Source organism: Streptomyces phaeofaciens, assembly GCF_014648915.1.
Classification (GTDB): domain Bacteria; phylum Actinomycetota; class Actinomycetes; order Streptomycetales; family Streptomycetaceae; genus Streptomyces; species Streptomyces phaeofaciens.
Genome location: NZ_BMSA01000013.1, coordinates 84,496 through 107,108, shown reverse-complemented (window position 1 = coordinate 107,108; position 22,613 = coordinate 84,496). Strand labels below are relative to the sequence as shown.

Here is a 22,613-nt window from a genome sequence, read left to right as displayed (position 1 = left end):
ACCGGTTCTCGTCCGCGCCGTCCCTCGCCTACCGTGACCGCATGGAACTGACGGTGTCGAGCCTCGCCGACCGCCCCGACATGCTCGGGCCGATACAGAAGATGCCCGACACCTGGGCGGAGTTCACGACCCAGGACCCGGTGGGGAACGCGCACTACGGGCGGATTCCCGTCGAGTTCCCGGAGTACGTGCTGTTCGCCGAGGACGAGCGGGGCGAGGTCGTCGCGCATGCGTACAGCGTGCCGTTCGTCCTGCGCGCCGAGGGGCGGGGCGAGCTGCCCGCCCGGGGCTGGGACCAGGTACTGGTCTGGGCGTTCGCCGACCGCCGGCGCGGCGCGCGGCCGGACACGGTGAGCGCGATCTCGATCGTGGTCGCCCCGCACGCCCAGGGCCTGGGCCTGTCCGGGCGGATGCTCACGGCGATGCGGGAGAACGCCAGGGCGAAGGGCTTCGCCGAGGTCGTCGCCCCGGTCCGCCCGAACGCCAAGCACCGCGAGCCGCACACACCGATCGAGGAGTACGCGCACCGGGTACGACAGGACGGGCTGCCGTACGACCCGTGGCTGCGGGTGCACGCCCGTGCGGGGGCGAGCATCGAGCGGATCGCGCCGGCGTCGATGACGGTGGCCGCTTCGCTGGCGGAGTGGCGCCGCTGGACCGGGCTGCCGTTCGACACCCGGGGCGACATCGAGGTGCCCGGTGCCCTGGTGCCGGTGCGCTGCGAGCCGGAGCGGGACTACGCGGTGTACGTCGAACCCAACGTATGGATGAGGCATCCCCTGTGAGACACCCCGCGCGACGTCCGGCGAGGCGCCCGTGAGCTACATCTTCACGGTCAGGGAGACCGACGACGACGTCTGGGAACCGGCGCTCGCCGTGGGCCAGTTGTTCATGGGCGGGGTCGAGGCGCTCAGCAAGCGGATCCTCCGGATGCCGAGCGGGCTCGACGACCTCTCGGGCGACTGGGTCATGGTCGACCCCGCCGCCTACGGTGAGTTCGTCGACGCGGCACTGAAGCGCCGCGGCCGTACGGGCCACTCCGAGTTCATCACGCTGCTGGACGGCCTGCTGCCCGTGATGATCATGCTGGCGGACAAGGCCGGAGCGACGGTCACCCCGGCGACCCAGGCCGAACGCGCCTACCTGGAGTGGGCCAGGGACGAGGACCGTGTGCTGCGCGGACACGTGTGGGGGAAGGGTGACGGCGGCTCCGTCTTCGTGGGGAATCCCGGCGTGATCCATCCCTGACGGCGCGCGGGCACCCCGCGCCGCACCTCGTGCGGCCGGGACCCGACCCGGGCGCCCGTCCTAGCGCCCGTACGGATAGCCCTGCTGGTACGGGGACTGCCCGTACGCCACCGGCTGCATCGGGCGGACCTTCTTGTCGAAGGCCGCGAGCAGCAGCAGCCACGTCGCCACCAGCAGCGTCACCACGACCGCCACTCCCATGAACGCGTCGCCGTCCTCCTCGGTGCTGGTCAGCGCCCAGGGCAGGGTGATGCACTCGTACAGGGCGAACGCCGCGAACGCGACCCAGTCCGAGGCGAGACCGCGGCGGATCGCCACGTACAGGAAGGGCACCCAGATCAGCAGGCCCAGTGAGCCCCACACCAGGGCGGTCCAGGCCACCCGCTGGATCCAGCCGCCCGGCAACCGTCTCTCGGTGCCGGTCGTCATGGCTGTCGTCGTCATCCTCATCGCCCCCCAAGTCGGCTGGGAGTCAGGGTAGGCCACGGACGGGCCGCGGCATGCCGTCCCCTCTCCCGTACGCCTTTACCGGGGCATGAGTGAATCTTGTGGCTATGGGGGACCTGTGTTTCCCGATTGCGGGGGTGGCACGCGCTACCGTGCGATCCGCTTCGTACGCACAGCGGTCGCGTACGTGTGAACGAACGAACAATGGGGTGGGAATGGCCGAGCACCGGCAGTCCAGAAAGCGCAGATACATCACGTGGGGCGTGGCCGGCGCCGCCGTGCTCGCGGGTGCCGGCATAGCGGCGCAGACGTCGATGGCCGCGACCACCTGGCCCGCGCAGAAGACGTACACCGGCCGGGCCTTCGACACCTGCACCGCGCCCTCGGCGGCCGCGATGAAGGCATGGAAGGCCGACGGCTTCTACGGCGCGGCCGCCGTCTACATCGGCGGCAAGAACCGCGGCTGCGCGCAGCCCAACCTCACCGCGTCCTGGGTGAAGACGGTCAACACCGCCGGCTGGAAGCTCATCCCGCTCTATGTCGGCGCCCAGCCGCCCTGCCAGACCAGCGCCAACCCCGAGAAGCTCACCGCCGCCACCGCCGCCTCCCTCGGCGCCACGGACGCGGCGGACGCGGTCGCCAAGGCCTCGGCGCTCGGCATGAAGACCGGCAGCCCGATCTACCTCGACATGGAGCCGTACGACATCACCAACACGTCGTGCAACGACGCCGTGCTGACGTACGTGCGCTCCTTCACCAAGACGCTGCGTGCCAAGACGTACCGCGCCGGTTTCTACGGCTTCAGCAGCTCCAGTGCCAAGGCGATCGCCACCGCGACGAACAAGACGGACCTTCCGGGCAACCTGTGGTACGCGCTCTGGGACAAGAAGAACACCACGACCACCGACTGGCCGTGGGCCTCGACCCAGTACACCGACCACAGCCGCGGCCATCAGTACATGGTCAACAGCAAGGAGACCCGCGGTGGTTACACCCTCACCGTGGACCGCGACGCGTGGGACGCCCCGGTGGCCCTGGTCGGCTGACCGGGGCGCACGCCGGTCCGGCGGCGGCGCGTCCGGCGCGCGCGGCTGACCCCTCGTACCGACGAGCGGGCGGCCGGCGGGCGCGGCGGTGCCCGAAGTCCTGGTGAATCGTTGGTCGAATGGGTTGGCCCCAGGCGCCCCACTGCCTACCATCGATCACCGCAAGACTTTGTGCACCGTCGCACAATCTCCTCGGGAGGTTTCCTTGCACCGCCGTCGTCGTCGTCGCACCGCACTCCTGCTGTCCGCCGCGATCGCGGCAGCCCCCCTCCTCACCGCCTGCGGGAACGACGCGCATCCCGGCGCGGCGGCCGTCGTCGGCGACCAGCGGATCACCGTCTCCCAGCTGGAGAACCGGGTGAAGGAGGTCCGCGCGGCCCAGCGGGCGGCGGTCACCGACGACGCCCAGTACGCGCAGGCCATCGCCCAGACCGGCACCCTCACCCGGGACACCCTGCACGGCATGGTCCTCGACCAGGTGCTGCACCGTGCCGCCGAGGACGCGGGGATCACCGTCAGCCGCAAGGAGGTCCAGCAGATGCGGGCCGGCCTGGAGCAGCAGGCGGGCGGCGCGCGGGGCCTGGAGACGGCGTGGCTCCAGCAGTACGGCATCCCGCCGCAGCGCCTCGACGAGAACCTCCGTCTCCAGCTGGAGGCACAGAAGCTCGCCTCGAAGCTCGGCACGGACACCAGCCAGCAGATCTTCTGGGACGCCCTGTCAAAGGCGTCCGAGGAACTCGACGTCGACCTGAACCCGCGCTACGGCAGCTGGGACGCGAAGAAGGTCAGCAGGGTGGACGCCGAGACGCCGTGGGTCCGCGAGATCACCTCCGCCGGCACCCAGCAGACGACCTGACGATATGACCGGCTGCCCGGTCTGTGGATAACGAGCGAGGCGGCCGGCGGGCGTGGGCTACGTTCGAGGTGTGAACGATGTGACCGCACCCACGGGCTCCGCGACGGGCCGCGTGGTCCTGCTCACCACCAGCCACCGCGTCGCCCCCGGCCTGCTCTCCTGGCCCGCCTGGCAGGCCCTGCGCACGGCGGACCGTGTGCTCTGCGCCGACGCCGCGCACCCGCAACTGCCGTATCTGAGGGAGGCGGGCATAGCGGTCGAGGAGACCTCCCCGACCGCCGAGGAGCTGGTCGCGGCCTGCGCGGACGGCCGCACGGTCGTGATCGTCGCGACCGGCGAGGGCGAACCGTCCCTCACCGACGGCCTGGCCCGGCTGGCCGGCTCCGGCCGGGTGTCGATGCCCGACCTCGAACTCCTCCCCGCCTCCTACGACCTCCCCGGCGCCCGCCTTCTCGACCTCGTCCAGGTCATGGACCGGATCCGCGCCGAGTGCCCGTGGTCCTCCCAGCAGACCCACAAGGGCCTGGCGAAGTACGCGGTCGAGGAGTCGTACGAACTGGTCGAGGCGATCGAGGACGGCGACCACGACGGACTCCGCGAGGAACTGGGCGACGTCCTCCTCCAGGTCGTCTTCCACGCCCGCATCGCCGAGGAGGACGAGGAGTCGCCGTTCTCCGTCGACGACGTCGCGGCCACGATCGTCGCCAAGCTCATCCACCGCCACCCCCATGTCTTCGGCGACGCCACCGCCACCACCCCGGAGGAGGTCAAGGAGCACTGGCTCCGCACCAAGGCGATCGAGAAGCGCCGCGAGTCGGTGACCGACGGCATCCCCCTCCACCAGCCGGCCCTCGCCCTGGCCTCGAAACTGGCGTCGAGAGTCCGCTCGTCCCACCTCGACGTCCCCCTCCCGGCCACCGAGGGCATCGGCTACGACCTCCTCGCCCTCGCCGCCCGAGCGGAAGCGGAGGGCACCGACCCGGAGGCGGCACTGCGCGCGGCGGCCCGCGCCTACCGCGACGCGATCCGGACGACCGAAGGGCTGGAGGGTTAGTACGGTGGGCCTCTGAGCTGGTGGCGAGGCGCGGAGGCTTGTATGGAACGGGAGTTGGCGGCTGACGTGGCCGGTGTGCGGGTGCCGCGGAGCTGCCGGTGCGGGGGGTACCGGCGGGCCGGGAGAATGCACGGCGGCGTGTGATGAGGTATTCGAATCGCTGCCTGGCGTGCGACACCCACAACGACCCTCGGGACACCGAGTGCGGGGTGTGCGGCACCCCGCTGAGCCGGGCGGACACCGAGGCCGCCGCGCCCCGCACCCTCCCGTCACCGTCACCATCTCCGTCAATGTCTTCTGCCGCCGTGCCGGCCCCCACCGGTGACCACGTCGACTTCAGCCACGGCACCTTCCACGCGCCCGTGATCGGCGTCCAGAACAACTACCCCGCGCCTGCCTCCGCCCCGGCCGACTCCTGGCCCCGGCTGACCGAGGTACGGCGTCTCACCCTCGGTATCCGTCCCGTCCTGCGCCCGGGCGGCGAACCCGACCTGGCGCCGTACATCCGCCGGGACGTCGACGACGAACTCGACCGGCTGCTCGCGCACCGGCTGCGCACCGGCGGGCTGGTCGTGGTCACCGGGGAACCGTTGTCCGGCACGTCACGGACGGCCTGGGCGGCCCTGCGCAGGGTGGGCGGTTCCAGGGCCCGGGTGCTCAACGCCCAGCCGGGTACCGACCTGAGTGAGCTGCCGGCCCTGCTGCGCGGCCGGGACCGCTCGGGCACGCATGTGGTGTGGCTCGACGATCTGGAGGGACATCTGGGGGAGCGGGGCATGACGGCGGGGCTGCTGGCCCAGTGCGTTCACGAGGGCGTGCTGGTGCTGGCCACGATGGGCGACGAGGCCTACGACGCCCACCGCTTCGGCGACCGCCCGACGGCCCGCGTCCTCGGCATGGCCCGGACGGTGGAGCTGACCTGCCGGTGGAGCGAGGCGGAACTCGACCGGCTCGCCGCGGCGGACGACCCGCGTCTGACCGACGCCGCGCGCCGGCGCGGCCCGCTCGGGGTGACCCAGTTCCTCGCGGTGGGACCGGAGCTGTGGGAGGAGTGGCGGCGGTCCCGGCGGCCGTCGGCGCGGCCGGGGGCGTACGAGCTGGTGCGGGGGGCCGTCGACATGGGCCGCTGTGGGATGACGGCGGCACTGGACGTGTCCGCATGGTTGGACCTGTTCGACGTGCACCTTCCCGATGTGGAGGAGGACGTGGAGTGGGCCGCTCTACCGCGCCTGGGCGTCTGCGGCCTTCTGGTCAGGGGCGAGCGGCCCGGGACATGGCGGGCGAGCGAGCCCCTGGTCGCGGCGGCGCTGAGGTCACCCGACCTGCCGCCGCTCGGGCCCGGGGCATGGTGGTTCGCGGCCGAGATGGCTTCGATCCACCGGCCCTCGGATCTGGCGGCCGTGGTCGAGGCGGGCCGCGCGGACCTGCTCGCCCGGGGTGAGGAGGACGACTGGGACACCGTGGAGTGCCTCGCCGATCTCGCCGTGTTCGTCGATGACGACGCCGACGCCCGGCACTGGTTCGGGCGGCTGGCGGACGGCCGACCCGACCGCGCCTGGCTGTTCGCCGACCATCTCGTGCGGCAGGGCGAGACCACGGCGGCCATCGGGTACTACGAGCGAGCGGCGCAGGTCGGCCATCTCGGATCGCAGGAAGTTCTCGGCAGGCTTCTCCTCGAACACGCCGAACACTGGCTCGCCATCGCGGCCGCAGGCGGCTCCGAGGCCGCCGCCACCCGGCTCGCCGCCCTGCGCGAGGCCCTCGCCCGGAACCCCGCTACCGTCAAGGAGTGACCAGCAAGCCCACCGCCGCGACCCCCGCCCCCGAACTCTTCACCTGGGAATTCGCCACCGATCCCTACCCGGCCTACGCCTGGCTGCGTGAGCACGCGCCGGTGCACAGGACGCGGTTGCCCAGTGGGGTGGAGGCCTGGCTGGTCACCCGGTACGCGGATGCCAAGCAGGCCCTCGCCGACCAGCGGCTCTCCAAGAATCCGGCGCATCACGACGAGCCCGCGCACGCGAAGGGCAGGACCGGGATCCCCGGGGAGCGCAAGGCGGAGCTGATGACGCATCTGCTGAACATCGATCCGCCGGACCACACCCGGCTGCGACGGCTGGTCAGCAAGGCGTTCACACCGCGCCGGGTCGCCGAATTCGCGCCGCGCGTGCAGGAGCTGACCGACCAGCTCATCGACCGGTTCGCCGCGGAGGGCGGCGCCGACCTCATCCACGACTTCGCGTTCCCGCTCCCCATCTACGCCATCTGCGACCTGCTCGGCGTCCCCCGCGAGGACCAGGACGACTTCCGGGACTGGGCGGGCATGATGATCCGGCACGGCGGCGGCCCCCGGGGCGGTGTCGCGCGGTCCGTGAAGAAGATGCGCGGCTATCTCGCCGAGCTGATCCACCGCAAGCGGGAGGCCCTCCCTGCCGAGGCGGGCCCCGGCGAGGACCTCATCTCCGGACTGATCCGCGCCTCCGACCACGGCGAGCACCTCACCGAGAACGAGGCCGCCGCCATGGCCTTCATCCTGCTCTTCGCCGGCTTCGAGACCACCGTCAACCTCATCGGCAACGGCACCTACGCCCTTCTCACCCACCCCGAGCAGCGCCGCCGCCTCCAGGACTCCCTGGCCACTGCGGACCGCACCCTCCTGGAGACCGGCGTCGAGGAACTCCTGCGCTACGACGGCCCCGTCGAGCTGGCCACGTGGCGCTTCGCCACCGAGCCGCTCGTTCTCGGCGGACAGGACATCGCCCCCGGCGACCCGGTCCTCGTCGTGCTCGCCGCCGCCGACCGTGACCCGGCCCGGTTCGCCGACCCCGACACCCTCGACCTCTCCCGCCGCGACAACCAGCACCTGGGCTACGGCCACGGAATCCACTACTGTCTCGGCGCCCCGCTGGCCCGGCTGGAGGGCCAGACCGCCCTGGCCACCCTGCTCACCCGTCTCCCGGACCTGCGACTCGCGGCGGATCCGGCCGACTTGAGATGGCGCGGCGGGCTCATCATGCGAGGACTGCGCACCCTGCCCGTCGAGTTCACGCCGTCGACTCCATCCGGTCCAAGGGGTCCCGGTGCGTGACGGAGTGATCTCCGCTCGGTGACCGACCGCACGTCAGGCGGAGTGTGACGGTCCGGCGCAGCGAAGGTGACCGACTCTCAATTCTGTGATCTTCACGTGATCTGTGCGGCATTAACTTGTGACAAGTGATCGTCTGCCGATACGTTCACTCGTCAACGCGGCCCGTCGGATGCGCAAGCACCCGACGTCGCGCCGGTTCACTGCTGTCCAGAGAAAGGCCCCCGCATGCTCTCCGGGAACGGTCGTCACCGTCGCCCCCGTCAGGCTCCGGCCCTCCTCGTCGCCGCTGGAGTGACCGGTACGGCCATCGCCATCCCGCTGCTCGCCGCCACGGGCGCGAGCGCTGCCGACGGCACGGTGTGGGACAAGGTGGCGCAGTGCGAGAGCGGCGGCTCGTGGAGCGCCGACAAGGGCGACGGCGAGTACGGCGGTCTGAGCCTCACCCAGGACGACTGGGAGACGTACGGCGGACTCGACTACGCCGACAGCCCCGATCTGGCCAGCCGCAACCAGCAGATCGCCGTGGCGCAGAAGCTTCTCGCGGCCGAGGGTGTCGGCGCGTGGGGCACCTGCGGGCTGACGTCCGGGCTCACCGAGGAGTCGGGCGGGCTGAACGTGGACACCGGCGTGGCTGATGACTCGTCTGATTCCTCCGGTTTGTCCGACCTGTCCAAGGGGGCCTCGGGCTCCTCGAACTCCGACAAGTCAGGCAAGTCCGACAGCTCCGGCAAGTCCGACGGAACCGGCGACTCCGACGCCGACGCGTCCGCCGACTCCTCCGAGGCTTCGCCGAGTTCGTCCCCTTCGTCCTCTTCGTCCTCCGCCGCGGAGGATGACGCGGCCGCTTCCGACGACTCCACGGAGTCCGGAGACGCGCAGACGGGCGACGGCTCGCCCACGGCGACCGCCGAAGCGGATGATTCGGACAAGTCGGTGCAGGACGTCGGTTCTTGGAACCTTGTCGACACCGGCTCCCTCGGCTCCGGCCGTCACCGCGGCACCGTCGCCGACGAGACCCTGTCGGAGGGCCTCAGCACCGCCTCGGCCGGCCGGCACGCCGCCTCCGGCTACACGGTCCGCGAGGGCGACTCCCTCGCCTCCATCGCCGACTCCCTTGGTATCGACGGCGGATGGCGCGCCCTCTACGCCGAGAACCGGGACCTCATCGGCGCCGACCCGAACGGCATCACCCCCGGTCAGACGCTGGACACAGCGGTCCAATAGGGCGGGAACGCCCAGAAAAACACCGGGAGTTCACGTCACGCTTCGCGCCGAATGTCCGGTTTGGTGAAAGTGTGGGATGAGTCTCAGAAGCCCTGATCGTCTTTGAAATTCCGCGGATCGCGTGTCTACGGTCGTGACCGCTCGGCAACCCGAGCCCCGGCCGTCGCAACGCCGAATCCTGCCAGCGGCCATCCGGGAACAGTCGTCGCGTCAAGCGCCGTAGGCAGGAGCGGGGGACCCAAGGTAAGTGCCGGACCCGGCGGTTGACGCCGGATCCGGCTTGGGGTGGAGCCGCGCATCGCGAGATGCGCGGCCGGGCAACTCAACCGGCCCGAACCCGACAGCTCACCTCGCAGGCGTCGGTGAGGGGATCCACCATGCTGTTTTCCGGTAAGGGCAAGCACCGCCGCCCCGCCAAGGCCACCCGCGTCGCCGCGCTCGCCGGTGTCACCGGTGTCGCCATCGCCGCCCCGCTGATGGCGGCCGGCAACGCCTCCGCCGCCACCGCCTCCGAGTGGGACGCGGTCGCCCAGTGCGAGTCCGGCGGCAACTGGTCCATCAACACCGGTAACGGCTACTACGGCGGTGTCCAGTTCTCCGCCTCCACCTGGGCCGCGTACGGCGGCACCGCCTACGCCGCCCGCGCCGACCTGGCCTCCAAGACGCAGCAGATCACCATCGCCGAGAAGGTCCTCGCGGGCCAGGGCAAGGGTGCCTGGCCGGTCTGCGGCACCGGCCTGTCCAGCACGCCGTACGGTGGCGGCAGCGCCTCCACCGGCGGCTCGTCCCCCGACAGCACCGCCTCCCGCTCCACCGAGCAGCAGGCCGCTTCCCGCTCCGCCGAGCGCCCGGCCGCCGCCAAGAGCGAGCAGAGCAGCAAGACCGTCACCACCCCGACCGGCAAGAAGGTCAAGAAGGGCGACGGCGAGTACAAGGTCGTCAAGGGCGACACCCTCAGCACCATCGCCGAGAAGCGCAAGGTCAAGGGCGGCTGGCAGAAGCTGTTCCAGCTGAACAAGGGCGTCGTCCAGGATGCCGACCTCATCTACCCGGGCCAGCAGCTTCACCTGAAGTGACACCAGGCCCCCAGCGGGACCACAGCTCCCCCACAAGTGGGTCCCGCACACTGAAGACCTCGTGAGGGTCACCCCCCGTCCCCACGGGTCCCCCGCCCCGGTGCGTGTTCCCCCGTACGCACCGGGGCGGGGTTTTCTCTGCCCGGATGTCATCCCCCCTTTGTTCCGGACGGAAACAATAGGTACCGTCTGTCTGTCCACGGGACGGTCGGTCGGCTGCCGGCGCCCCGAAGACGGTTAGGCTCTAGTCGCAAGGCCCACGCGGCCCCGCACACCCAGCGTCACATCCCAAGAAGGAGATGCTCGTGCCGTCCATCGACGTCGTCGTAGCCCGGGAAATCCTGGACTCCCGAGGCAACCCCACGGTCGAGGTCGAGGTCGGCCTCGACGACGGCAGCACGGGTCGTGCCGCCGTTCCGTCCGGCGCTTCCACCGGCGCCTTCGAGGCCATCGAGCTCCGCGACGGTGACCCCAACCGCTACCTGGGCAAGGGTGTCGAGAAGGCCGTCCTCGCCGTCATCGAGCAGATCGGCCCGGAGCTCGTCGGCTACGACGCCACCGAGCAGCGCCTGATCGACCAGGCCATGTTCGACCTGGACGCCACGGACAACAAGGGCTCGCTCGGCGCCAACGCCATCCTCGGCGTCTCCCTCGCCGTCGCCCACGCCGCCTCCGAGGCCAGCGACCTCCCGCTCTTCCGCTACCTGGGCGGCCCGAACGCGCACCTGCTGCCCGTTCCGATGATGAACATCCTGAACGGCGGCTCGCACGCCGACTCCAACGTGGACATCCAGGAGTTCATGATCGCCCCGATCGGCGCGGAGACCTTCTCCGAGGCCCTGCGCTGGGGCGCCGAGGTCTACCACACCCTCAAGAAGGTGCTGAAGACCAAGGGCCTGTCCACCGGCCTCGGCGACGAGGGCGGCTTCGCCCCGAACCTGGAGTCCAACCGCGCCGCGCTCGACCTCATCATCGAGGCCATCCAGCAGGCCGGTTACATCCCCGGTGAGCAGATCGCGCTCGCGCTCGACGTCGCCGCGTCCGAGTTCTACAAGGACGGCAAGTACGAGTTCGAGGGCAAGTCCCGCTCGGCCGCCGAGATGACGGAGTACTACGAGGAGCTGGTGGCGGCCTACCCGCTCGTCTCCATCGAGGACCCGCTGTTCGAGGACGACTGGGCCGGCTGGAAGGTCATCACCGACAAGCTGGGCGACAAGGTCCAGATCGTCGGCGACGACCTCTTCGTCACCAACCCCGAGCGCCTCGCCCGCGGCATCGAGGAGGGCTCCGCCAACGCCCTGCTCGTCAAGGTCAACCAGATCGGTTCGCTGACCGAGACCCTGGACGCCGTCGAGATGGCCCAGCGCAACGGCTTCAAGTGCATGATGTCCCACCGCTCCGGCGAGACCGAGGACGTCACCATCGCCGACCTCGCGGTCGCCGTGAACTGCGGTCAGATCAAGACCGGCGCCCCGGCCCGCTCGGACCGCGTCGCCAAGTACAACCAGCTGCTGCGCATCGAGGAGATCCTCGACGACGCCGCCGTGTACGCGGGCCGCAGCGCCTTCCCGCGGTTCCGCTCCGCGAACCAGTAGGCGAGGCAAGGGCTGAGCCTTCTCCACCGTCAAGGCTTAGCCAGTCGTACGTACGTCCCCGTACTCGGTCCCGTACCGTGTGCGGGGACGTACGCACGTGAAAGGGGAGGCGGAGAGCCGATGGCCGTCAAGGACCGGGACCGTTTCTCCACCACGACCAGGATCCGGCTGCTGGGCGAGCAGACCGCGGCCCGGGTCTACCGCTCCCAGACCAAGCGCCAGGCCCACCGCTCCCGTCTCACCGGCCGCGCGGCCCTGCTCGCGCTGGTGCTCTGCACCCTGATCGTGGCCCTCGCCTACCCGATGCGGCAGTACGTCTCCCAGCGTGCCGAGATCGCCGATCTGGAGCGGGAGAAACAGCAGGCCAGCGAACGGGTAGAGCAGCTGCGGGACACCAAGGCACGCTGGCAGGACGACGCCTACGCCGAGCAGCAGATCCGGCAGCGGCTGCACTATGTGATGCCGGGCGAGACCGGTTACATCGTGATCGACCCGGACGCGGCCAAGCAGTCCCGCGCCGACCTCGGTGCGGCCGACCGCCCCTGGTACTCGAACGTCTGGGACGGCGTCGACAAGTCCGACGCCTCCGACCAGTGAACCGAGAGAGAGATTTTCGTACAGGCATGGAAACTGCCCCGCCGACCACTCCGCGCACCGAGCCCACCGACGCCGACGTCGAGGCCTTCAAGCAGCAGCTCGGCCGGCCGCCGCGCGGGCTGCGCGCGATCGCGCACCGGTGCCCGTGCGGACAGCCGGACGTCGTCGAGACGGCCCCCCGCCTCCCCGACGGCACCCCCTTCCCGACGCTGTACTACCTGACGTGCCCCAAGGCCAACTCGGCGATCGGCACGCTGGAGGCGAACGGCGTGATGAAGGAGATGACCGACCGGCTGGGCACCGATCCGGAGCTGGCCGCCGCCTACCGCGCGGCGCACGAGGACTACATCCGGCGCCGTGACGAGATCGAGGAGCTGAAGGGCTTCCCGAGCGCGGGCGGCATGCCGGACCGGGTGAAGTGCCTGCATGTGCTCGTCGCCCACTCGCTGGCCGCCGGGCCGGGGGTGAACCCGCTCGGCGACGAGGCCCTCGCGATGCTGCCGGAGTGGTGGCGCAAGGGCACCTGCGTGACGCTCCCGACGGACTCTTCGAAGGACTCGCCGGCGGACTCCCCGGCGGGCGCCCCGAAGGAGGACACCCCGTGACCCGGGTCGCCGCCGTCGACTGCGGTACGAACTCCATCCGCCTCCTCGTCGCCGACTGCGACCCGGAGACCGGCGAACTGGTCGAGCTGGACCGCCGGATGACGATCGTCCGCCTCGGCCAGGGCGTCGACCGTACCGGCCGCCTCGCCCCCGAGGCGCTGGAGCGGACCTTCGCCGCCTGCCGGGAGTACGCGGCCGTCGTCAAGGAGCACGGCGCGGAGCGGCTGCGCTTCGTCGCCACCTCCGCCTCCCGGGACGCCGAGAACCGGGACGAGTTCGTGCGCGGGGTGCTGGACATCCTGGGCGTCGAGCCCGAGGTCATCAGCGGCGACCAGGAGGCCGAGTTCTCCTTCACCGGCGCCACGAAGGAGCTGGGGGGCCGCGCGGACCTCGTGAAGCCCTACCTGGTGGTGGACATCGGCGGCGGCTCGACGGAGTTCGTCGTGGGCGACGAGCACGTGCGGGCGGCCCGCTCGGTCGACGTCGGCTGCGTACGGATGACCGAGCGGCACCTGGTGGTGGACGGGACGGTCACCGACCCGCCCACCGCGGAGCAGATCGCGGCGATGCGGGCCGACATCGAGGCGGCCCTGGACCTCGCCGAGGAGACGGTCCCGCTGCGCGAGGCGCACACCCTGGTCGGCCTGGCGGGCTCGGTCACGACCGTCTCGGCGATCGCGCAGGACCTGCCCGCGTACGACTCCGCGGCCATCCACCACTCGCGGGTCTCCCACGACCGGGTCCGCGAGATCACCGACTGGCTGGTGGGCTCCACGCACGCCGAGCGGGCAGCGGTCGGCTCGATGCACCCGGGCCGGGTCGACGTGATCGCGGCGGGCGCGCTCGTCCTGCTCGCGATCATGGAGCGGACCGGCGCGCGGGAGGTTGTCGTGAGCGAGCACGACATCCTCGACGGCATCGCGTGGTCGGTGGCGTAGCGGGCCCTGACGGCCGGGTCCGTGGGCGCTGCTTGCACTCTGCTGAGCAGGCAGGAAGCGCGTTTGAGCGTGCTGGAGGGGCCCTCTCGGGCCCCTTCGCGACTCCCCGTCGGAAAACTTCGTGAAGTTCTTCACAAGGATTTCGGTCCTCCCGGAGGACGAAGAGGGGCCGGTTGGCCCTTCCGGGGCCTCAACCCCCGTGTGAACGTGTTCAAAAGAGGCGTGCGGGGACGTTTCGCGGGGGTCTCCCGAAAGGCTGTCGCGACCCCCTCACAGAGGCTCTCGAAGCCTGGAGAGGCAGCTCACGCGGCATTGACAACGCCGCGCCCTACACGCTGGTTCCCGTTCCGCGCCATGATGTGGATCACGCGGGCGGCGGAGGATAGCACACACCCTCCCGAAGCTTGTGAAGGGGCGCACGAGCGACCCCCCTGGAGCGGGTGGATACTCGATGCCATGAGCACCACGGAGCGTCCCAGGATCCTCGTAGTAGGCGGTGGGTACGTAGGCCTGTACGCAGCTCGGCGCATTCTCAAGAAGATGCGCTACGGAGAGGCGACCGTCACGGTCGTCGACCCCCGGTCGTACATGACCTACCAGCCCTTCCTCCCCGAAACCGCCGCCGGCAACATCTCCCCGCGCCACGTCGTCGTCCCGCTGCGACGCGTGCTGCCGAAGGCGGAGGTCCTCACCGGTCGGGTCACCACCATCGACCAGGACCGCAAGGTCGCCACGATCGCCCCGCTCGTGGGCGAGGCGTACGAGCTGCCCTTCGACTACCTGGTCATCGCGCTCGGCGCGGTCTCCCGCACCTTCCCGATCCCCGGCCTCGCCGAGCAGGGCATCGGCATGAAGGGCGTCGAGGAGGCCATCGGCCTGCGCAACCACGTTCTCGAGCAGCTCGACAAGGCCGACTCCACGACCGACGAGGAGATCCGCCGCAAGGCGCTCACCTTCGTCTTCATCGGCGGCGGCTTCGCCGGTGCGGAGACCATCGGTGAGGTCGAGGACCTGGCCCGCGACGCGGCCAAGTACTACAAGACCGTGTCCCGCGAGGACATGCGCTTCATCCTGGTCGACGCCGCGGACAAGATCCTGCCCGAGGTCGGCCCGAAGCTCGGCCAGTACGGCAAGGCGCACCTGGAGAGCCGGGGCGTGGAGATCTACCTCTCCACCTCGATGGACTCCTGCGTCGACGGCCACGTCGTGCTGAAGAACGGCCTCGAGGTCGACTCGAACACGATCGTGTGGACGGCCGGCGTCAAGCCGAACCCGGTCCTCGCCCGCTACGGCCTCCCGCTGGGCCCGCGTGGTCACGTCGACACCGCCCCCAGCCTCCAGGTCCAGGGCACCGACTACATCTGGGCCGCCGGCGACAACGCCCAGGTCCCGGACGTCGCCGCCCGCAAGGCCGGTGTCGAGAACGCCTGGTGCCCGCCGAACGCGCAGCACGCGCTCCGTCAGGCCAAGGTCCTCGGCGACAACGTGATCTCCGGTATGCGGGGCTTCCCGCAGAAGGACTACGAGCACGCCAACAAGGGTGCGGTGGCGGGCCTCGGCCTCCACAAGGGCGTCGCCATGATCGTCATGGGCAAGATGAAGATCAAGGTCAAGGGCCGGCTCGCCTGGTACATGCACCGCGGCTACCACGGCATGGCGATGCCGACGTGGAACCGCAAGATCCGCGTCTTCGCCGACTGGACGCTCGGCATGTTCCTCAAGCGCGAGGTGGTCGCCCTCGGCGCCCTGGAGTCCCCGCGCGAGGAGTTCTACGAGGCCGCCAAGCCGGCCCCGGTCGCCGCCAAGCCCGAGTCCGAGAAGGCCAAGGCCTCCTGACCCTCGGTCACCCCGGCTCCACGGTCGCCCCGCGTCCGTAGGCCGTCGAACGCCCCGAAGGGGCCGCCCGCCATCCGTGGTGCGGGCGGCCCCTTCGGCGTTCCAACGGGAGGGTTTGCCCAGATGTGACGCGCGTGGGGGACTGCGAGCAGGCCCCTCAGGTGTTTACGTGGAGTCAGGACCAACCGGGATCTCTGTCACGGAGGTGTGCTCCATGGCCGACGCCGCGTCGCGGCTCCATGCGCTCGTCGAACAGTTGCTGGGAGTCCCGCTCCCGGTGCGCGTCCGCGCCTGGGACGGTTCGCAGGCAGGCCCTCCCGACGCGCCCGTCCTCGTCGTCCACCACCGCAGAGCACTGCGCCGGCTGCTGTTCAAGCCGGGCGAGCTGGGGCTCGCGCGGGCGTGGGTCGCCGGGGAGCTGGACATCGAGGGGGATCTGTACCTCGCGCTCGATCTGATCTCCGGGCTCGTCTGGGAGCGGGGCGACGACACCCGCACACTCGCCCGGGCCCTGGGCGACCCGGGGTTCCGTACGGCCGTCCGCGAGCTGCTGAAGCTCGCCGGGCCCCCGCTGCCGCCCGCCCCGCCCCGGGAGGAGGTCCACCGCCGCGGTCACCTCCACACCCGCCGCACCGACCGGCGCGCCATCAGCCACCACTACGACGTCGGCAACGACTTCTACGAGATCGTCCTCGGCCCGTCGATGGTGTACTCGTGCGCCTACTGGTCCGACCCCGGCGCCGGCCTCGAACAGGCCCAGGACGACAAACTCGAACTCGTCTGCCGCAAGCTCGCCTTGACCCCAGGTCAACGGCTGCTCGACGTCGGCTGCGGCTGGGGGTCGATGGCGATCCACGCGGCCCGCGAGCACGGGGTGCGGGTCGTCGGGATCACCCTCTCCCAGGAACAGGCGGCCTACGCCCGCAAGCGCGTCGCCGACGCCGGGCTCACCGACCGGGTGGAGATCCGGGTGCAGGACTACCGGGACGTCACCGACGGGCCGTACGACGCGATCTCCTCGATCGGGATGGCCGAGCACGTCGGCTCCGAGAGATACCTCGCCTACGCGCGCGACCTGTACGCGCTGCTCACGCCCGGCGGGCGGCTGCTCAACCACCAGATCGGCCGTCGCCCCGAACGGGACGAAACCGGCTACCACGTCGACGAGTTCATCGACGCGTATGTCTTCCCGGACGGCGAGCTGGCGCCCGTCGGCGACACCGTCACCCAGCTCGAACGGGCCGGGTTCGAGGTCCGTGACGTCGAGTCGATCCGTGAGCACTACGCCCTCACCCTGCGCCGCTGGGTCGCCCGGCTGGAGGACGAGTGGGCACGGGCCGTCCGCCTCACCAGCCCCGGCCGGGCCCGTGTCTGGCGCCTCTACATGGCCGCCAGCGCCGTCGCCTTCGAACGCAACCGCATCGGCGTCAACCAGGTCCTGGCGGTCCGGACCCCGCAGTCCGGTGCCTCCGGGATGCCCCTGCGGTCCCGGGTCTGGCAGTAGCGGGCGGCACAAAGCCCGGGGCCCCACCGCGTCTCGCGGTGGGGCCCCGGGCCCAGTGCCGGCGCCGGCCGCCGCGGCTACTCCGACTTGATCGCCGCCAGCATGTTCAGCCGGGCCGCCCGCCGGGCCGGCCACAGCGCGGCCAGGACGCCCACCCCTGCGGCCAGCAGCAGGAACACGGCCATCCGGTCCCACGGCAGGACCAGCTCGTACGTCGACATCTTCGTACCGAGCAGCTCCCCGGCCGCCCAGCCGAAGAACACGCCGAGGCCGATGCCGAGCACCCCGCCGAAGAGCGAGATGACCAGGGACTCCAGACGGACCATCCGCTTCACCGCGCGCCGCTCCAGGCCGATCGCCCGCAGCATGCCGATCTCCTGCGAGCGCTCGAAGACCGACATCGCGAGGGTGTTGATGACGCCGAGCACCGCGACGATCACGGCCATCGCGAGCAGCCCGTAGAGCATGTTCAGCATCAGGGTGAACATCTGTGCGATGTCGTCGGAGAGGTCCTGCTTGCTCTGCACCTTGATGGCCGGGTTGGAGCCGAGGGCCTTCTCCAGCCGGTCCTTGGCCGCGTCCGACGCGCCGCCGGACGTCTTGACCATGACCTGCATGTCGGAGGGGTCCTCCTGGTGCCCGGTGAGCAGTGAGGCGTCCAGCATGATGCCCCGGATCAGCTCGTTGCCCTCGTAGACCCCGGCGACCGTCAGCTTCTGCTTCTCGCCGTCCTCGTAGGCGGCGGTGAAGGTGGAACCGGCCTTCCAGCCGTGGTCCTCGGCGGTGTCCTGGTCGACGACGACCCGGGTGCCGGCGACCTCGAACGTGCCGTCGTCGACCTTCAGGTCGGTCAGTTCGCCGATCGCGGAGGTGACCCCGGTGAGGTACTCGGTCACCCCGCCGATGCGGGCGGGCGCGTTGCGCAGCGGGCTGGTGGCGGTCACCCCGTCGGTGGCCTTCAGCTTCTCCTCGACGTCGGTGGAGAGCGTGTTGCCGTTCGCCATGGAGACGACGTAGTCGGCGCTGATCGCGGCGGAGGCCATCTTGTCGATGGACTTCTGGAGGCTGCCCGCCATCACCGTCATGCCGGTGATCAGGGTGAGGCCGATCATCAGCGCGGAGGCCGTGGCGGCCGTACGGCGCGGGTTGCGCACCGAGTTCTGCCGGGCCAGCTTCCCGGAGACCCCGAAGATCCGCAGCACGGGCGTGGCGGCCGCGATCAGCGGGCGGGAGAGCAGCGGGGTCAGGATGAACACGCCGATGATCAGCAGGACCGCGCCGAGGCCCATGGGGGCCTGGCCGTCCGAGCCGTCCATCGTCGTGGCGGCCAGGACCACGGCGACACCCGCCGCCGAGAACAGCGCGCCCAGCGTGTTGCGCAGCACCAGGGACTTGGTGGTCGCCTTGGCGTGCACGCTGCTCATCGCGGCGACCGGCGGGATCTTCGCGGCCCGGCGGCCGGGCAGCCAGGCGGCCAGCATGGTGATGACGACGCCCACGGCGAACGAGGTCGCGACCGTGCCGGGCGAGACGACCAGCGGGCCGTCGGGGACGGTCGCCCCGAGCGTGCCCAGCAGCGAGCGCAGTCCGGCGCCGATGCCGATGCCGGCCACCAGACCGGTCGCACCGGCCACCGTGCCGACCACGAACGCCTCGATCAGGACCGAGCGGGTCACCTGGCGGCGCGAGGCGCCGACGGCCCGCAGCAGCGCCAGCTCCTTGGTGCGCTGGGCGACCAGCATGGTGAAGGTGTTGGCGATGATGAACGTGCCGACGAAGAGCGCGATGCCGGCGAAGACCAGCAGGCCCTGCTTCAGCCCGCTCATCGAGGCGGAGATCATCTCGGCCTGGTCGTCGGCGAGCCGCTGCGCGGTGGTGGTCTCCACCTCGCCCTCGGGCAGGGCGGCGTCCAGCGCGGACTTCAGCGCGGCCTGCGAGGTGCCGGCGGCGGCCTTCACGTCGATCTCGTCGTACGTGCCGGTCTTGCCGAACAGCTTCTGGGCGGTCGGCGTGTCGAACAGGGCGAGGCTGCCGCCGGCGGCGACGTTGCCGTCGTCGGTGGTGAAGACGGCGGTGATCTTCGGGGTGAGGACGGGTCCGTCGATCGAGATCCGTACGGTGTCGCCGACCTCGTAACCGGCCCGGCGGGCGGTCTCGGAGTCGATGGCGACCTCGTTCGCGCCGTGCGGGGCCGCGCCCTCCTTCAGCGGGTACCGGGGGTCCTTGTCGCCCCAGAAGTTGCCGCCCTGGGACTGGAAGCCGCCGCCGACGAGCTTGCCGTCCCGGTCGGCGATGGCGGTGAAGCCGCTGACCACGCCGACTGCGGAGGCGGCGCCCGGCACCTTCGCGCTCTGCTCGCGCAGGGCCTCGGTCAGCTCGGGCGTCTTGACGATGCGGTCGCCGACGTCCTCCTGGGCCTTGGCGGTCACGGCGACGTCGACCTGGTCGAAGCCCTTGGCGGAGCTGTTCTGGAGGGCGTTGGAGAGGGTGTTGGTGAAGACCAGGGTCCCGGAGACGAAGGCCACGCCGAGCATCACGGCGAGGACGGTCATCAGGAGCCGGGCCTTGTGCGCGAGGACATTGCGCAAGGCGGTGCGGAACATGGTGTTTTTTCTCAGTCCTGTCGGTGCCGGGCGGGGATCAGCTGGTGCGGCCCTTGGCGTCGAACTGCTTCATCCGGTCGAGGACCGAGTCCGCCGTCGGCCCGTACACCTCGTCGACGATCCGGCCGTCCGCGAGGAAGACGACCCGGTCCGCGTAGGCGGCGGCCACCGGGTCGTGGGTCACCATGACCACCGTCTGCCCCAGCTCGCGCACCGAGTTGCGCAGGAAGCCCAGCACCTCGGCGCCGGAGCGCGAGTCGAGGTTTCCGGTCGGCTCGTCGCCGAAGATGATGTCCGGCTTGGAGGCCAGGGCGCGGGCGACGGCGACGCGCTGCTGCTGACCGCCGGAGAGCTGGGCGGGCCGGTGGCTGAGCCGTCCGGAGAGTCCGACCATCTGGATGACGTTGTCCAGCCACACCTTGTCCGCCTTGCGGCCCGCGATGTCCATCGGGAGGGTGATGTTCTCCAGGGCGGTCAGCGTCGGCAGCAGGTTGAACGCCTGGAAGATGAATCCGATCTTGTCCCGGCGCAACTTGGTGAGCTGCTTGTCCTTGAGCGAGCCGAGTTCCGTGTCGCCGATGCGCACGGAGCCCGAGGAGAAGGTGTCCAGGCCGGCGACGCAGTGCATCAGCGTGGACTTGCCGGAGCCGGAGGGGCCCATGATCGCGGTGAACTCGGCCTGCCGGAAGTCGACGGAGACCCGGTCCAGGGCGACCACCTGGGTCTCGCCCTGTCCGTAGATCTTCGACAGCTCCGTGGCGCGTGCGGCCACGTCGGTGGTCCGGTCGGAGAGGGGCATGGTGGTCACGGGTACGGGCTCCTGTCGGGACGACGGTCATGTCTTGGGGACTCGAACCATCGTTCCTGCCGCGCGCCGCGTTGTAGTCAGCCGCTGTTCCGGTTCCGAAGACAGACTCGGGTCGGACCAGGGCCCACCGTGTCATACCTGGGGATGACGGCCCTCCCTGAGGGGTGTCCGAATTGACCGTTCGTCAAGAACCGGTGGAGCACCCTCGTTCGGGCGGTGAAATTCCGTCATTCCGCGTACACGGGCTGTTGCCGCGCGCGAGGCTACTGGCAAGTGCGGATGGCCAGTTCCAGGTGCTGATGCACCCTCAGACGTCAATAAAATAAGACAACATCGGGCCACTCTTCCGCTGTTCGGGGGACGGGTCCCGATAGGGTCGGAATCTCGATGCGGAGCCCATGGCCTGCCCGGATGGTGGAATGCAGACACGGCGAGCTTAAACCTCGCTGCCCCTTCGCGGGCGTGCCGGTTCAAGTCCGGCTCCGGGCACCTCCGACGCCTTGGCGATCACTGCATCCTCCCTCGAAGCGGTGACCGCACCCCCTTGACCGTTGACACCTGATGAACGCGGGCGCAGACTCACGCCAGGGCAATGGTGAAGAAAACTTCACTATGCGAACACGATGGAAGCCTGTCGTCCTGAAGGTCGGCCGTCGTGGATGCCCGCCACCGCGCACGCCTCATGATGTGAACCACGTCACTGTCCGAAGGGAACGTCCGATGCGCACCACCGTCGGCATCATCGGCGCCGGCCCCGCCGGCCTCCTCCTCGCCCGGCTGCTCCACAACGCCGGCATCGACTCGGTCGTCCTGGAGAGCCGTGACCGGGCCTACGTCGAGCACCGGCAGCGCGCCGGAATACTGGAGCAGGGCACCGTGGACGTGCTGCGCGAGGCCGGGGCCGGGGAGCGCATGGACCACGAGGGCCTGTGCCACGACGGGATCGAACTCCGGTTCGACCGCACCCGGCATCGCGTCGACTTCCCCGGGCTCACCGGCGGCCGGTCGGTGATGGTCTACGCCCAGACGGAGGTGTGCAAGGACCTCATCGCCCTCCAGCTGGAGGAGGGCGGCCCGCTGCTCTTCGAGGCCGAGGCGCTCGCCGTCGAGGGTGCCGACACCGACCACCCGCGCGTCCGCTTCCGCCACGCGGGCGTCGAGGACGTCCTGGAGTGCTCCTACGTCGTCGGCTGCGACGGCTTCTGGGGCATCGCCCGCCAGGCGATCCCCGCGGAGCTGACCCGCGTATTCGAACGTACGTACCCATTCGGCTGGCTCGGCATCCTCGCCGACGTCCCGCCCTCGCACGACGAGCTGGTCTACGCCCGCCACGACCGCGGCTTCGCCCTGCTGTCCATGCGCTCCCCGTCCGTCTCCCGCCTCTACCTCCAGGTCCCCGAGGGCACCGATGCCGAGTCCTGGGGCGACGAGGAGATCTGGGACGAGCTGGAGCGGCGGTTCGAGACCGACGACGACTGGACCCTGGAACGCGGCCCGATCACCCAGAAGTCCGTCACGCCGATGCGCTCCTACGTCCACGAGCCCATGCGGCACGGCCGGCTCTTCCTCGCCGGCGACGCGGCCCACATCGTGCCGCCGACCGGAGCCAAGGGACTCAACCTGGCCGTCGGGGACGTCGTGACGTTCGCGCGGGCGCTGATCCACGAGCGGGAGACCGGCTCGGCCGACCTCCTCGACGCCTACTCCGCCACCTGCCTGCGCCGCATCTGGCAGGCCGAGCGGTTCTCGTACGACATGACGGCCCTGCTGCACCGCGCCCCCGACGCCACGCCCTTCGAGGACCGGCTCCAGGTGGCCCGGCTGGAGCGGATCGCCTCCTCCCGGGCCGCAGAGGCCGATCTGGCGGAGGCGTACACCGGGTTCCCGTTCGGGTGATCGACCGGCCGGTTTCCGGCCGGTCCCGGCCAGGTCGCAGGTTGGTCATGAATGAGGTCCTCCGGTGCCGGGAATCACGCTGCCGCGTAGCGTGTTGCGCAGCACAAGAGGGAAAGATCCTCCTCAAGCACTAGGGTCAATCCTTTGCCTACCTATTACTCTTGACCCCAAGGCCGCGCAGTGTGGCCACGG

At 70.6% G+C, this 22,613-nt stretch carries 19 protein-coding genes, 1 tRNA gene and 1 riboswitch; of the genes, 17 read left to right on the top strand and 3 right to left on the bottom strand.

Translation table 11 applies throughout. The annotated features are described in order from the left end of the window. Positions 1–41: 41 nt before the first annotated feature. Both IE275_RS22230 and IE275_RS22225 read left to right on the top strand, forming a co-directional pair. The gene (locus tag IE275_RS22230; RefSeq protein ID WP_189713105.1) at positions 42–785 is read left to right on the top strand and encodes a GNAT family N-acetyltransferase; all 744 of its coding nucleotides are present in this window, start codon (positions 42–44) and stop codon (positions 783–785) included. A gap of 31 nt (positions 786–816) precedes the next feature. Next, positions 817–1,248, top strand: coding sequence for a DUF6086 family protein (locus IE275_RS22225; RefSeq protein ID WP_189713104.1), 432 nt, complete (start codon positions 817–819; stop codon positions 1,246–1,248). A gap of 60 nt (positions 1,249–1,308) precedes the next feature. Here IE275_RS22225 and IE275_RS22220 read toward each other — a convergent pair whose 3' ends face one another. Then, entirely contained in the window at positions 1,309–1,692 is a 384-nt protein-coding gene (locus tag IE275_RS22220; protein ID WP_229870442.1) for a hypothetical protein, read from the bottom strand. Positions 1,693–1,910: 218 nt separating this feature from the next. Here IE275_RS22220 and IE275_RS22215 point away from each other — a divergent pair, with 218 nt between their 5' ends. The 13 genes from IE275_RS22215 (at position 1,911) to IE275_RS22155 (ending at position 17,114) form a co-directional block, all read left to right on the top strand. Next, positions 1,911–2,741 (top strand): glycoside hydrolase domain-containing protein, encoded by an 831-nt coding sequence (locus IE275_RS22215; RefSeq protein WP_189713102.1) that lies wholly within the window; start codon positions 1,911–1,913, stop codon positions 2,739–2,741. A 205-nt stretch (positions 2,742–2,946) separates the two neighbouring features. Next, positions 2,947–3,597 carry a SurA N-terminal domain-containing protein gene (locus tag IE275_RS22210; protein ID WP_189713101.1) on the top strand — a complete coding sequence of 217 codons (651 nt, stop codon included), beginning with the start codon at positions 2,947–2,949 and terminating at the stop codon, positions 3,595–3,597. Between the two features lie 79 nt (positions 3,598–3,676). Then, positions 3,677–4,651, top strand: coding sequence for a nucleoside triphosphate pyrophosphohydrolase (locus IE275_RS22205; RefSeq protein WP_373299271.1), 975 nt, complete (start codon positions 3,677–3,679; stop codon positions 4,649–4,651). Positions 4,652–4,941: 290 nt separating this feature from the next. Next, entirely contained in the window at positions 4,942–6,444 is a 1,503-nt protein-coding gene (locus tag IE275_RS22200; RefSeq protein ID WP_189713099.1) for a hypothetical protein, read from the top strand. Continuing rightward, positions 6,441–7,739 carry a cytochrome P450 family protein gene (locus IE275_RS22195; RefSeq protein WP_189713098.1) on the top strand — a complete coding sequence of 433 codons (1,299 nt, stop codon included), beginning with the start codon at positions 6,441–6,443 and terminating at the stop codon, positions 7,737–7,739. The genes IE275_RS22200 and IE275_RS22195 overlap by 4 nt, the downstream gene beginning before the upstream one ends. A 225-nt stretch (positions 7,740–7,964) precedes the next feature. After that, a complete protein-coding gene (locus IE275_RS22190; protein ID WP_189713097.1) occupies positions 7,965–8,963 on the top strand; it encodes a LysM peptidoglycan-binding domain-containing protein in 999 nt (332 codons plus the stop codon). A gap of 205 nt (positions 8,964–9,168) precedes the next feature. Continuing rightward, positions 9,169–9,337: riboswitch (cyclic di-AMP (ydaO/yuaA leader) on the top strand. Positions 9,338–9,340: 3 nt separating this feature from the next. Further along, positions 9,341–10,039 carry a LysM peptidoglycan-binding domain-containing protein gene (locus tag IE275_RS22185; RefSeq protein ID WP_189713096.1) on the top strand — a complete coding sequence of 233 codons (699 nt, stop codon included), beginning with the start codon at positions 9,341–9,343 and terminating at the stop codon, positions 10,037–10,039. 299 nt (positions 10,040–10,338) lie between these two features. Beyond that, entirely contained in the window at positions 10,339–11,634 is a 1,296-nt protein-coding gene (gene eno / locus IE275_RS22180; RefSeq protein ID WP_189713095.1) for a phosphopyruvate hydratase, read from the top strand. A 120-nt stretch (positions 11,635–11,754) separates the two neighbouring features. Continuing rightward, the gene (locus tag IE275_RS22175; RefSeq protein ID WP_189713094.1) at positions 11,755–12,231 is read left to right on the top strand and encodes an FtsB family cell division protein; all 477 of its coding nucleotides are present in this window, start codon (positions 11,755–11,757) and stop codon (positions 12,229–12,231) included. Positions 12,232–12,257: 26 nt separating this feature from the next. Then, positions 12,258–12,836, top strand: a complete 579-nt coding sequence (locus IE275_RS22170) for a DUF501 domain-containing protein (RefSeq protein WP_189713093.1) — start codon at positions 12,258–12,260, stop codon at positions 12,834–12,836. Continuing rightward, entirely contained in the window at positions 12,833–13,774 is a 942-nt protein-coding gene (locus tag IE275_RS22165) for a Ppx/GppA phosphatase family protein (RefSeq protein WP_189713092.1), read from the top strand. Before IE275_RS22170 ends, IE275_RS22165 begins: the two co-directional genes overlap by 4 nt. Positions 13,775–14,230: 456 nt before the next feature. Beyond that, positions 14,231–15,610 carry an NAD(P)/FAD-dependent oxidoreductase gene (locus IE275_RS22160; protein WP_189713091.1) on the top strand — a complete coding sequence of 460 codons (1,380 nt, stop codon included), beginning with the start codon at positions 14,231–14,233 and terminating at the stop codon, positions 15,608–15,610. 214 nt (positions 15,611–15,824) lie between these two features. Beyond that, complete coding sequence (locus IE275_RS22155) at positions 15,825–17,114, top strand: SAM-dependent methyltransferase (protein WP_189713090.1); 1,290 nt, start codon at positions 15,825–15,827, stop codon at positions 17,112–17,114. A 77-nt stretch (positions 17,115–17,191) separates the two neighbouring features. Here IE275_RS22155 and IE275_RS22150 read toward each other — a convergent pair whose 3' ends face one another. Both IE275_RS22150 and IE275_RS22145 read right to left on the bottom strand, forming a co-directional pair. Next, a complete protein-coding gene (locus IE275_RS22150; RefSeq protein ID WP_189713089.1) occupies positions 17,192–19,717 on the bottom strand; it encodes an ABC transporter permease in 2,526 nt (841 codons plus the stop codon). Positions 19,718–19,754: 37 nt separating this feature from the next. After that, the gene (locus IE275_RS22145) at positions 19,755–20,525 is read right to left on the bottom strand and encodes an ABC transporter ATP-binding protein (protein ID WP_189713088.1); all 771 of its coding nucleotides are present in this window, start codon (positions 20,523–20,525) and stop codon (positions 19,755–19,757) included. 405 nt (positions 20,526–20,930) lie between these two features. On the opposite strand from IE275_RS22145, the gene IE275_RS22140 reads away from it, so the two are divergent. Beyond that, a tRNA-Leu gene (locus IE275_RS22140) sits at positions 20,931–21,014 on the top strand. A gap of 231 nt (positions 21,015–21,245) precedes the next feature. After that, the gene (locus tag IE275_RS22135) at positions 21,246–22,421 is read left to right on the top strand and encodes a 4-hydroxybenzoate 3-monooxygenase (RefSeq protein WP_189713087.1); all 1,176 of its coding nucleotides are present in this window, start codon (positions 21,246–21,248) and stop codon (positions 22,419–22,421) included. The last annotated feature ends 192 nt before the right edge of the window (positions 22,422–22,613 follow it).